The organism is Labrenzia sp. ATLA3 (assembly GCF_057180185.1).
Window position 1 is genome coordinate 279916 of record NZ_JBXUKV010000002.1, and the last position, 12352, is coordinate 292267.

The following is a 12352-nucleotide window of genomic DNA, read 5'->3' on the forward strand; positions in this document are numbered from 1 at the left end:
TTCCGCGTGACCCTTTCCAACGATCTCATGGAACTGAAAGAAGACAAGATCCGCGAGAAATATGTCTTTGCTGAAACGATGCTGCAGGGCTTTGACCACACGCCCCGCATCGCCAGGAAATCTGAAGCGCCCGTTGCCCAGGAGCGCTCTCCCGGCCTTGGCGCGCGCCGGCGGTTCCGCTCCACGACACCCGGCCTCGTCACACGCTCCACCGCCCGCCCGGAAGGCGTTCAGCTTTCAACCCGCATTTTGGAGTGTGACGACGACGCCCTGACCACACCGCTGCAGGCCAGTGTCCTGCGGTCCCTGCGCCGGGCACTGGCCGTGGCCCAGGTGACCGCCGACCAGTTTGCCGAGCAAAGCGGCCTTGCCGAGCTGAAACGCGCCAACCTTGCCGGAACGCTGGACGCCTCGCAGAAGACGCGGTTCCAGGACCTGTTGTCGGCAACCGCCATGATCGCCCTACATGTCTTTGCCAACATGACGGATTTCCTCCTGTCCGGCCTGTCTGCCGAAGCGGGGGAAACCGACATCCAGTGCGGCGAGGTCGAGGAAATCCTGTTCGACAACGACCAGCTTGCGCTTCATGGCATTCTCTGGGAACTGGATCAGGAGATCGCCGCGGCCGCGATTGAAACCGACGCCCAGCTCATCAGTCTCGTCACCTCCTTCTGCGAACAGCTGATGGAAAAGGTAACGCTGCGCGCGGAAGGCGTCAGCGTGTTGCAGCCCTTCTCCGAAAGCCGCTACCGGGTGGAAGCGGACAATTTCGAGATCACCGGCTTTACGCCCTCGGGGCGCGCGCACTCCACGACGCTCGCCATGGCGTTCAAGAAGCCGGAAGAAGTCGTCGGCAACCACATCGCCAAATACCAGGCGATGAAGCTTGCCAAGATGCTGATGGCCTATGATTTCGACCGCAAGCTCAACCCCTTCGCCGAACTTGGCGGTTTCATCTTCACCTTCATGGGCGACGGCAAGCCGGGCACCGGCAAGACCACGCTGATCCAGATGATGGCCGGCATGGTCAACGACTATTGTCAGGTCGCCGGTTATCCCTTCCGCTACCAGAACCTCTCCACCGAGAGCATCGACAGCTATCAGGGCAAGTCGGCCCAGAACGCCAAGGCCTTCATCCGCAACGTGACCGACCCGAATGTGATCGGCTTTGGCACCATCGACGACATCGACCAGCTTGCTGGCAAACGCGGTGACCGCCAGTCGTCCGCCGGCCAGCTGGAAATCACCGCCGTTCTGATGGAAAGCTTTGCCGGCGCGAACACCGTGGTGCGCGGCAACAGCACGTTCGGCATGTTCTCCAACTATCCGGAAAACGTCGACGATGCCCTGCGCCAGCGCGCCGGCGCCCGCTTTCTGGTCGATGGCCCGAAGAGCCGAGAGGACTACATCGACATCCTGCATCTGCTGATGGGCAAGAACCACTCGATCCCGGTTGGCGACCATGACCTTTTCGAAGCCCAGGCCCTGAAGAAAGCCGTTGCCGCCTCCTACGACCGCCATTCCCGGCCGCAGGAAGACGCACTGCTCAAGGTGTTCGAAGCGGTGCAGGCGGAAACCGGCGACCTGGACACGATCGCCAAGCTCGGCACCTATCTGAAGGCCATCCAGCAGGCGGACGAACGCTTTACCGGCCGGGCGATCAAGAACATCACCGATGCGGTGAAAGTGCGGGCGATGGATTTCGAACTGCCCGACGAATGGATGGAAGATCCGGAACTGTTCCTGTTCAAGGACTACGACACAAAGAAGGCGATGATCGCCGAACTGGCACAGCCGATCACCGTCGACATGGTCATTCAGGAAATAAACCGCTACGCGGACAGCGAATTCCGCTACGCGGACAAGTCCGACGAAGTCGCCATCGAAAACGCTGTGCGTGAAATGCAGCGCATGGAAGAAGCCAAGCGCCGGTATATGGAAATCACACGCCCATGATGAGGCTCGTCAAACATCACCTGATGTTCGGCAACCTCTATGAGGTGTCCGCACCGTCCATGGTGGCCCGTTACAACCGCGCGCTGGAACATCTGACCGGCAAACGGACGGCGCTTGAGGCCTTTCACATCGACATCTCCGGATACTCACCCGAGATCGGCGATGAGCTGGACGATATTCATTACCTCAATCCGCATGGCTGCAACCGGCAGTTCATCCTGCTGTCGATCGAACAGAAAACAGGACCACTGCTGAACGCCAGGTTCTCGACATCCCGTTCGATCCTGAGACGCTTCATCGATGACAACGAGGAGCAGCTCTTTGCCCTGTCGATCCGCGATTGTGTGGTCGGCGAACTGGTCAACTCGATCTATTCCATTTCCTCGCCGCAGGACCTTTTCTATATCCGGGCCATCGAGGTGGAAGCCGATACCGTTGGCGGGCATTCGGAAGCGGGCGAGGAACTGGCCGACAAGATCGACGCCTTCATGAGCGAGCCGGATGCCTGGTGGGACGATGTCCTGATTGCGGAGATGATCGAGCTTTCCAAGCAAACCGGCGACATCATCCGAACCCCCTTGTCGATCGGTTCGAAAAGCTATGAGCAGGGCAACTTCTACACGTCGCACTTTGGCGGGCTGTATGTCTTCCGCGATGTGAAGGAAACCGCGTGCATTGCCTCCAAGCTAACGGAAGCTGTCATCGACCTGCCGGTGAAACATGTCTTCAGTCTGGAAGACCGGCATGAAGTCGCCGATTTTCTGAACCGCAACCAGCTTGTGGAACCGATCCTCGACGCGGGCGGCGGCGTTGCCAGGAGCCTTCTGAAACAGAAACTCGACTTCATCGTCATCGACACAGCTGCCAGCCACGGCGAGGACCTGTCGGATGTCTCGCGGCGCGATCTGCGCGCGCTCAGGCGCAAATATCATCAGCAGCTTCCGGCCGAATATCATGCGCTCAACGACATCGTGCAGAGGCTGGACCTGAAACCCGAAAAACTTTGGGTCGAACCGGAAAACGCGGCTTACTTCTACCTGCTGCGCTCACGCAATCACCGCGACAAGAACCTGGTCAACATGCTTCTGTCCGAGCTGACACCGCTTGACTTCCGCCAGCTTTTCATTTGTCACAAGGACGCTTTCTACGATCAGTACCGCACCTGGGGCGAGTCCAAGAAGGACTATGCGGCCCAGTTCCTGGCGGAAGAATATATGGTCGACAAGGTCGGCACCCGGCTGGAACTCTTCGGGCCGGAGGCCGGCATGGCGGAGGAAGACCAGGCCGATTACGGCTTTGGCAGGAACATGGGTCCGTGGGGCGCAATCCCCGGGGAACGAGACGGTGAGGACGGCGCACGATGAAATGGATCAAATGGATAATCGGCATTCCGCTCCTGCTGATCCTTGTCGCTTTCCTCCATTACACGCTGCCCGGCCGCGACGTCGTGCGGATTGTCGGCACTGACGTCAAACGCATGGACATCGGCTCCTCCTCCCTGTTCTGGGCAGCCCCCGACGCGGGCACCAACCAGAACTGGACCAGGGACGTCCGCTTCATCAACACGGTCTGGCCCAATGGCAAACCGAGGGTCTACCGCAACGAGGACACGGACTGGGGCTGGCCGCCCTATTTCAAGTTCGACAGCAGCAACATCACCGCCCAGGCGCAGGATCTGGCCAAGAAAAGCGACGATGTCTGGATTGCCGTCACCCATTACGGCTGGCGGGTGGAACTGTTCACGATCTTTCCCAATGCGATCAGCATTGAGGTCGTCTCCGGGCCGGATGTGTTCCTGATCCCCTGGTTCAACATCCTGTTCATTGTGGTGCTGGTGGTCCTGGCCTACCTGATCATCAAGACCGTCAATGCCTTCAAGAAAAGGCGGATCGACCCTGTGGTCGACGGTATCGACGACTTCATGGATGACGTCGGCGACAGCGCCGAGCAGGCCCGCGCCAGCGCCCACCGCCGTGCGAGCGAAGCCACAAGCGGGTTCCGCCGCTGGCTGAAGCGCTGGTTCGGTTGACGCGGCCGCGACGGTGTGCCCTTTTCCCGGCCATGTCGCCTGCACCACCCTCATCCTGAGGAGGACCGTAAGGTCCGTCTCGAAGGATGGGCCTCACACACCTGAGCAAGCGGCCCATCCTTCGAGACGGCGCTGGCGCGCCTCCTCAGGATGAGGTCTTTTGTTGTAACATTCCAATTGCCAGGAACTCCGAGCTTGAATCAGCCAATCGACCTTGTCATCTTCGACTGTGACGGTGTCCTCATCGACAGCGAGGTCATCAGTGCGCGCATGCTGGTGGCAGAGCTTGCAACGCGCAATGTTCATATCACCATGGACTATGTCGCTCACCATTTCCTGGGCCGAAGCTATCCGGTTGTCCTGCAGCAGATCCGCCAGGAATTCGGCGTCGACTTGCCACCGGAATTCGAAACCGCTTACCGGGCCAATCTTCTCAGCGCCTTTGAAACGGAGCTCCGGCCGGTCAAGGGTGTGCGGCAGGTGATCGAGGGTCTTGCCGTGAACTATTGCCTTGCCACCAGTTCCAGTCCGCCGCGGCTTGCCAAGTCGCTGGAAATCACCGGGCTGACGGACCTGTTTGCCGGGCGCACCACGACGGCCTCCGAGGTTGCCCACGGCAAGCCCGCACCGGACCTGTTCCTTCTGGCAGCAAAAAAACATGGCGTTTCACCCGAGCGCTGCCTGGTGATCGAGGACAGCGAAAACGGCATCAAGGCCGGGCTGGCCGCCGGTATGGAAGTCTATCGTTTCATTGGCGGATCACACCTGACAGGCCTTGCGAATTCCCCCGACGCCGGGGCCGGTGCCGCGCAACTATTTGCATCTTTCGGCGAATTCTTTCAGCTTAGGCCGGATCTGAAGAAGAACGGCACCTGAAATGAAACATAAAATTCCTGCCGAGGCATCACGTCTCGATGATGCCGCCCGCGCCGGCTGGTTATACTATGTTGCCGGCAACACCCAGGACGAAATCGCCCGCAAGCTCGGCGTTTCCCGGCAATCGGCGCAGCGGCTGGTCTCGCTTGCCGTCAGCGAGCGGCTTATCAAGGTGCGACTCGATCATCCGATTGCCCATTGTATGGAATTGAGCAGCCGCCTGACCGACCGTTTCGGCCTGCAGAGCTGCGAAGTCGTTCCCAGTGACCCTGACGCCCCGTCCTCCACAGTCGGCATTGCGCTGGCGGCGGCAGCCGAGATGGAGCGTCAGTTTCGCTCCCAGACACCGAAGATCATCGCCTACGGAACAGGGCGCGCGCTGCGTGCCTCGGTCGACCAGCTGCCGCTGATGGACTGTCCGCAGCACCGCATCGTCTCGCTTCTGGGCAATATGATGTCGGACGGCTCGGCCTCGGCCTACAACGTCATCATCCGGCTCGCTGACCGTATCAATGCCCGGCACTACCCGATGCCCCTGCCCGTTTTCGCCCGCTCCCGTGAAGAGCTGCAGCTCCTGCACAATCAGGAAGCGGTGCACAATATCCTCGATCTCATCCGTCAGGCGGACGTCACCTTCGTCGGCATCGGCAACATGGGTCCGACCGCACCGCTGACGGTTGACGGATTCGTCAGCCACGACGAGATGCGTGCCCTGGAAAAAGCCGGCGCCATCGGCGAGATCACGAGCTGGGTCTACGACCGGAAAGGCGCGCTTGTCGAAGGACTTACCAACGACCTTGTGGCCAGTGCTCCTCTGCTTCCGGCGGGGGAAAAACCGGTTTACGGGATCGCGGCAGGCGACGGCAAGGTGCCTGCCATGCTGGGGGCCTTGAACGGCAAATTTGTGAATTGCCTGATCACAAACGAGACGACTGCTGAGCAATTGCTCAAGCTCTGAGCTTTTTCCCATTTTACATAACAAATTGTATTTAAAAGGCTTTTCGCAGCGCAGCGAGAAGCCTTTTTAATTTTAGGCGATTCACGCCTTGACTCAAGGTCAGCAATCGAGCGAATATTTGCCCGCAAGAATGGCAATTGCCCAATCTCGCCTGGGAGGAAAATATGGCATTTCATACCCGTGCGCTGCTCAGCGCATGTGCAATGGCGGCGCTATGCGCATCCGCATCTGCAGAAACCATCACCATCGCAACCGTGAACAACGGCGACATGATCCGCATGCAGGGTCTGACGAAGGACTTCACCGACAAGAACCCCGACATCGAAGTCAAATGGCTGACCATGGAGGAGAACGTTCTCCGCCAGCGCGTCACCACGGATGTCGCCACCAAGGGTGGCCAGTTCGACGTCATGACCATCGGCACCTACGAGGTTCCCATCTGGGGCAAGCAGGGCTGGCTCGTTTCCCTGAACGACCTGCCGGAAAGCTATGACGTGGATGACCTTCTGCCGGCTATTCGCGGCGGCCTGACCGTTGACGGCGAGCTCTATGCAGCCCCGTTCTACGGCGAAAGCTCCATGGTCATGTACCGCACCGACCTGATGGAAAAAGCCGGCCTGGAAATGCCGGAAGCCCCGACCTGGGACTTTATCGTCAAAGCCGCAAAGGCAATGACGGACAAGGAAAACGAAATCTACGGCATCTGCCTGCGCGGCAAGGCCGGCTGGGGTGAAAACATGGCGTTCCTGACGGCCATGTCGAACTCCTTCGGCGCGCGCTGGTTCGACATGGACTGGAACCCGCAGTTCAACACGCCGGAGTGGAAAGAGACCCTGACCACCTATCTCGACGTGATGAACGAAGCAGGCCCTCCGGGCGCGTCTTCCAACGGTTTCAACGAAAACCTGGCGCTGTTCCAGACCGGCAAGTGCGGCATGTGGATCGACGCCACCGTGGCGGCCTCCTTCGTGACCAACCCGAAGGACAGCCAGGTTGCCGACAAGGTCGGTTTTGCCCTGGCACCGGACAACGGCCTGGGCAAGCGCAGCAACTGGCTGTGGGCATGGACCCTGGCCATTCCGGCCGGCACCCAGAAGGAAGCCGCGGCGAAGAAGTTCATCGACTGGGCAACTTCCAAGGAATACCTGGAACTGGTGGCAGCCGAAGAAGGCTGGGCGAACGTTCCTCCGGGAACCCGGACGTCTCTCTATGAGAACCCGGAATACCAGAAGGTTCCCTTTGCCAAGATGACTCTGGACAGCATCAACTCCGCTGACCCGAACAACCCGACTGTCGAGCCGGTTCCCTATGTCGGTGTACAGTTCGTGGCTATTCCGGAATTCCAGGGCATGGCAACGGTCACCGGACAGGTGTTCTCTGCTGCCCTTGCAGGCTCCATGGACGCTGATGCCGCCCTGGCCGCAGCCCAGGCTGCAACCGAACGCGAAATGAAGAAGGCCGGTTACATAAAGTAGAAGCCTTCGCGGACCGGCGGGCGTCTGCCCGTCCCGCCGGTCTCCTCCTCTTCCGCGTGAGCTCTGACCGAGCAAAGGTCACACCATGGCTACCCAACACTCACGGGCGGCGGCCCGTTTGATGATCTCCCCGGCAGTTCTGCTGCTGCTGGGTTGGATGATCATCCCGCTGTCGATGACGCTCTATTTCTCTTTCCTGCGCTACAACCTGCTCATTCCGGGAATGGAAGAGTGGACCGGCTGGACCAACTACGAGTTCTTCCTCACAGATCCGGCCTTCTTCGCAGCGCTGACGAACACCCTGTTGCTTGTCGGGGGCGTCCTTCTGATCACCATTATCGGCGGTGTGCTTCTGGCCCTGCTGCTCGACCAGCCCTTCTGGGGTCAGGGGATCGTGCGCATTCTGGTCATCGCCCCGTTCTTCGTCATGCCGACGGTCTCCGCGCTGGTGTGGAAGAACATGTTCATGAACCCGGTCAACGGCCTGTTCGCCTACTTCGCGAAATTTCTCGGTCTGCAGCCGTTCGACTTTCTGTCCCACGCACCGCTTTTCTCGATCATCCTGATCGTGGCCTGGCAGTGGTTGCCCTTTGCAACGCTCATCCTGCTCACCGCCCTGCAGTCGCTGGACAGCGAACAGCTGGAAGCGGCCGAAATGGATGGCGCCAACTTCCTGAACCGCTTCGTCTTCATCATGGTGCCGCATCTGGCCCGCTCGATCACCGTGGTGATCCTGATCCAGACGATCTTCCTGCTGTCGGTTTTCGCTGAAATTCTCGTCACCACCAATGGCGGTCCTGGCTATGCCTCGACCAACCTCACCTACCTGATCTACGCCCAGTCGCTGTTGCAGTTTGACGTCGGCGGCGGATCGGCCGGCGGTGTGGTCGCCATTATCCTCGCCAACATCGTTGCGATCTTCCTGATGCGGATGATCGGCAAGAACCTGGAGGCCTGACCTATGGCGCGAGCAGTCTCCAACCGCCGCAAGGCCCTCGTCACCATCTGTGCATGGGCTGTCGGCATCGCCATCTTCTTCCCGATCCTGTGGACCGTGCTGACCAGCTTCAAGACGGAAGCAGAAGCCATTGCGTCTCCTCCCAGCTTCCTGTTTTTCGACTGGACTCTGGAAAACTACAGCACGGTCCAGGAGCGTTCGGACTATTTCCGGCACTTCTCCAACTCGGTCATCATCTCCTTCGGCTCCACCCTGCTGGGTCTGCTGATCGCGATACCGGCCGCCTGGTCCATGGCCTTCGTGCCCGGCAAGCGCACCAAGGACGTCCTGATGTGGATGCTGTCCACCAAGATGCTTCCGCCGGTCGGCGTGCTGATCCCGATCTATCTCCTGTTCCGGGATACGGGGCTTCTCGACACACGCGTCGGCCTCGTGATGGTGCTCACCCTCATCAACCTGCCGATCATCGTCTGGATGCTGTTCACCTACTTCCGCGAAATTCCGGGCGAAATCCTGGAAGCCGCGCGCATGGACGGTGCCGAGCTCTGGTCCGAGATCATCTATGTGCTGACACCCATGGCGGTGCCCGGCATAGCCTCGACCCTGCTGCTCAACATCATCCTGTCGTGGAACGAAGCGTTCTGGACCTTGAACCTGACGGCAGTCGACGCCGCCCCCCTCACCGCTTTCATTGCAAGCTATTCCAGCCCGGAAGGCCTGTTCTACGCAAAGCTGAGCGCTGCCTCGACAATGGCAATCGCCCCGATCCTCATCATCGGCTGGTTCAGCCAGAAACAGCTCGTACGCGGCCTGACCTTCGGCGCGGTTAAATAGGAGACCTGAACATGGGTCAGATAACCCTCAACCAGATTACCAAGAGCTTTGGCGACGTTCAGGTTATTCCGCCGCTGGACCTGCAGATCGATGACGGAGAGTTCGTGGTCTTCGTCGGCCCCTCCGGCTGCGGCAAGTCCACACTCCTGCGGCTGATCGCCGGCCTGGAGGACGTTTCGTCCGGCGACATCAACATCGACGGCAGGAATGCCACCGAAGTGCCGCCGGCAAAACGCGGTCTTGCCATGGTGTTCCAGTCCTATGCGCTTTATCCGCATATGTCGGTGCGCAAGAACATCGCCTTTCCGCTGCGCATGGCCGGCATCGACAAGGCGGCCCAGGACGCCAAGGTGGCTGCGGCCGCCAAGGTGCTGAACCTGACCGATTATCTGGACCGGCGCCCGGGCCAGCTTTCCGGTGGCCAGCGCCAGCGTGTCGCCATCGGCCGCGCCATCGTGCGCGAACCCGCTGCCTTCCTGTTTGACGAACCCCTGTCGAACCTGGACGCGGCACTGCGTGTCAACATGCGGCTCGAGATCTCCGAACTGCATCAGTCCCTGAAGACGACCATGATTTACGTCACCCACGACCAGGTGGAAGCCATGACCATGGCCGACAAGATCGTGGTGCTGCACGCCGGACGGATCGAGCAGGTCGGCTCGCCGCTTGAGCTTTATCACACGCCGCGCAACAAGTTCGTGGCCGGCTTCATCGGTTCGCCGAAGATGAACTTCCTGTCGGGGCGCTTTGCCACCGAATTCGATGCAGCCACCATCGGTGTGCGTCCGGAACATCTGACCGTGTCGCACAGCGACGGCAAGTGGGTCGGCAAGGTTGCTGTATCGGAACACCTGGGCTCTGACACCTTCCTTTATGTCGACATGGACGGCGTCGATGACCCGGTCACCGTGCGCTCGACCGGCGAGATCGGTTTCCGCCACGGCGATACCGTCCACCTGACCCCGACCGCGGACAAGATCCACCGCTTCGACAATCAGGACTTGAGGATCGCATGAGCCGACTTGCAGGGAAATCAGCGCTGATAACCGGATCGGCCCGGGGGATCGGCAAGGCCTTTGCCGCGCGGTTTGTGGAAGAAGGGGCTCAGGTGGCGATTGCCGACATCAACCTGAAGGGCGCCGAAGCCGCAGCGCGCGACATCGGCCCGAACGCCTATGCCATCCGGCTGGACGTCACCGACCAGTCCTCCATCGACGCGGCCATTGCGGCCGTGGAGGAGAAGACCGACGGGCTCGACATCCTGGTCAACAACGCAGCGCTGTTCGATCTCGCACCGATTGTCGAGATCACCCGCGAAAGCTACCAGCGCCTGTTCGACATAAACGTCGCCGGAACACTGTTCATGATGCAGGCCGCGGCGAAATCGATGATCAGGCGCGGTCAGGGAGGCAAGATCATCAATATGGCCAGCCAGGCGGGCCGGCGTGGCGAAGCGCTGGTGGGCATCTATTGCGCCACCAAGGCCGCCGTCATCAGCCTGACCCAGTCGGCGGGCCTTAACCTGATCGAACATGGCATCAACGTGAATGCCATCGCTCCCGGCGTCGTCGACGGCGAGCACTGGGACCATGTGGATTCGATGTTCGCAAAGTACGAAGGCCTGCAGCCCGGCGAAAAGAAAGCCCAGGTTGGAGCCTCCGTGCCGTTCGGGCGTTTGGGCACCGCCGAAGACCTCACCGGTATGGCCGTTTTCCTAGCGTCGAAAGACGCGGATTACATCGTATCCCAGACCTACAACGTCGATGGCGGCAACTGGATGAGCTGACCAATGACCCAAAAACTAGATGAAACTGTGCTCACCAGTCTTCCCGAAACCGTCAAGGCCCCGGCTTACAGCCGGTCGGACCTTTCCCCCGGCATCCTTCACATCGGTGTCGGCAATTTTCACCGCGCGCATCAGGCCATCTACCTGAGCAAGCTGTTCGATCTCGGCGAAGGCCATGACTGGGCCATCGTCGGTGCGGGCCTAAAGCCCTATGACAAGGCCATGCGCGAACGCCTGCAAGGCCAGGACTGGCTGACGACCGTGGTCGAACTCGATCCGGACGGCCTGAGCGCGCAGGTCTGCGGTGCCATGATCGACTTTGTCGATGTGGACCCGCAAGCGCTGATCGCGCGCCTTGGCGACCCGGATATCCGCATTGTCTCGCTGACGATCACCGAAGGCGGTTACTTTGTCGATCCGAACACCGGTGGGTTTGATGTCAACCACGCGGACATTCAGGCGGATCTGGCTTCGCCCGATGCCCCTCAAACGGTTTTCGGCGTCCTTGTGGCCGCCCTTCTGGCGCGCCGCGACAAGGGGGTTCAACCCTTTACCGTGATGTCCTGCGACAACCTGCCGGAAAACGGCCACATGGCGAAACAGGCCGTTGCCGGGTTCGCCAAGGCGCTGTCACAGGAAGCCGGAAGCTGGATTGCCGACAACGTCGCCTTTCCGAACGGGATGGTCGACTGCATCACGCCGGCGACCGGTGACCGCGAACGCACCCTGGTGCAGGAGCGTTTCGGCCTGACCGATGCCGCTCCCGTCGTCTGCGAACCCTTCCGCCAATGGGTGCTGGAGGATCACTTTCCGGCCGGCCGTCCGGCTCTGGAAAAGGTTGGCGTCGAATTCGTCGATGATGTCGCCCCTTACGAACTGATGAAGCTGCGCATTCTCAATGGTGGCCACGCGGCCATTGCCTATCCGGGGGCTTTGCTGGGGCACTACTTCGTCCACGATGCCATGGCCGACCCGCTGATCCGCGCCTTTCTGAAAAAGCTGGAAGAAGACGAAATCCTGCCCACGGTACCGGAAATTCCTGGCGTCAGTTTTCAGACCTACCTCACCACCGTGATGGAGCGTTTCTCCAATCCGGCCGTGGGGGACACGATCCCCCGTCTTTGCCTTGACGGCTCCAACCGGCAGCCGAAGTTCATCCTGCCGTCGATCCAGGACCGTCTCGACAAGGGACTTCCGATTGCCGGTCTTGCTCTCGAAACGGCGCTGTGGTGCCGCTACTGTCTCGGCCACAACGAGGCTGGAGAGCCGCATGTCATCGAAGACAACAACGCAGACCTCCTGAAGTCCTGGGCGAATAGCGTCTATACCGGCAACACGAATGACATCGAAATACCGGAGCTCTTCGGTGGCCTTGCCTCCGAGGCAACCTTCCTGAAGGCCTTTGGCTTTGCTGCAAAGATGATCGCCGAGAAGGGTGTTGCCGAAACGCTGACAGCCTATGTCGACGGCCGGTTTTAAA

The 12352-nt window shown here is 60.2% G+C and carries 11 protein-coding genes; all 11 read left to right on the forward strand.

Features of this window, described 5'->3' with window-relative positions; translation table 11 throughout:
• Positions 1-6: 6 nt before the first annotated feature.
• Complete coding sequence (locus tag AC2A6O_RS05815) at positions 7-1956, forward strand: AAA family ATPase (RefSeq protein WP_498926103.1); 1950 nt, start codon at positions 7-9, stop codon at positions 1954-1956.
• The gene (locus AC2A6O_RS05820) at positions 1953-3320 is read left to right on the forward strand and encodes a DUF6638 family protein (protein ID WP_498926104.1); all 1368 of its coding nucleotides are present in this window, start codon (positions 1953-1955) and stop codon (positions 3318-3320) included. The genes AC2A6O_RS05815 and AC2A6O_RS05820 overlap by 4 nt, the downstream gene beginning before the upstream one ends.
• Positions 3317-3985, forward strand: a complete 669-nt coding sequence (locus AC2A6O_RS05825) for a DUF1523 family protein (protein WP_498926105.1) — start codon at positions 3317-3319, stop codon at positions 3983-3985. The genes AC2A6O_RS05820 and AC2A6O_RS05825 overlap by 4 nt, the downstream gene beginning before the upstream one ends.
• 195 nt (positions 3986-4180) lie before the next feature.
• Positions 4181-4861 (forward strand): HAD family hydrolase, encoded by a 681-nt coding sequence (locus tag AC2A6O_RS05830; protein ID WP_209000922.1) that lies wholly within the window; start codon positions 4181-4183, stop codon positions 4859-4861.
• A gap of 1 nt (position 4862) precedes the next feature.
• Positions 4863-5819: a sugar-binding transcriptional regulator gene (locus AC2A6O_RS05835; protein ID WP_148582627.1), complete on the forward strand. Its 957-nt coding sequence runs from the start codon at positions 4863-4865 to the stop codon at positions 5817-5819.
• 164 nt (positions 5820-5983) lie between these two features.
• On the forward strand, positions 5984-7294 hold the full coding sequence (locus AC2A6O_RS05840; protein WP_148582626.1) for an ABC transporter substrate-binding protein: 1311 nt from the start codon (positions 5984-5986) through the stop codon (positions 7292-7294).
• An 85-nt stretch (positions 7295-7379) separates the two neighbouring features.
• The gene (locus tag AC2A6O_RS05845) at positions 7380-8252 is read left to right on the forward strand and encodes a carbohydrate ABC transporter permease (RefSeq protein ID WP_148582625.1); all 873 of its coding nucleotides are present in this window, start codon (positions 7380-7382) and stop codon (positions 8250-8252) included.
• A gap of 3 nt (positions 8253-8255) precedes the next feature.
• Entirely contained in the window at positions 8256-9086 is an 831-nt protein-coding gene (locus tag AC2A6O_RS05850) for a carbohydrate ABC transporter permease (RefSeq protein ID WP_148582624.1), read from the forward strand.
• 11 nt (positions 9087-9097) lie between these two features.
• The gene (locus AC2A6O_RS05855; RefSeq protein ID WP_498926106.1) at positions 9098-10102 is read left to right on the forward strand and encodes an ABC transporter ATP-binding protein; all 1005 of its coding nucleotides are present in this window, start codon (positions 9098-9100) and stop codon (positions 10100-10102) included.
• Positions 10099-10872, forward strand: coding sequence for an L-iditol 2-dehydrogenase (locus AC2A6O_RS05860; protein ID WP_498926107.1), 774 nt, complete (start codon positions 10099-10101; stop codon positions 10870-10872). The genes AC2A6O_RS05855 and AC2A6O_RS05860 overlap by 4 nt, the downstream gene beginning before the upstream one ends.
• Positions 10873-10875: 3 nt before the next feature.
• The gene (locus AC2A6O_RS05865) at positions 10876-12351 is read left to right on the forward strand and encodes a mannitol dehydrogenase family protein (RefSeq protein WP_498926108.1); all 1476 of its coding nucleotides are present in this window, start codon (positions 10876-10878) and stop codon (positions 12349-12351) included.
• The last annotated feature ends 1 nt before the right edge of the window (position 12352 follow it).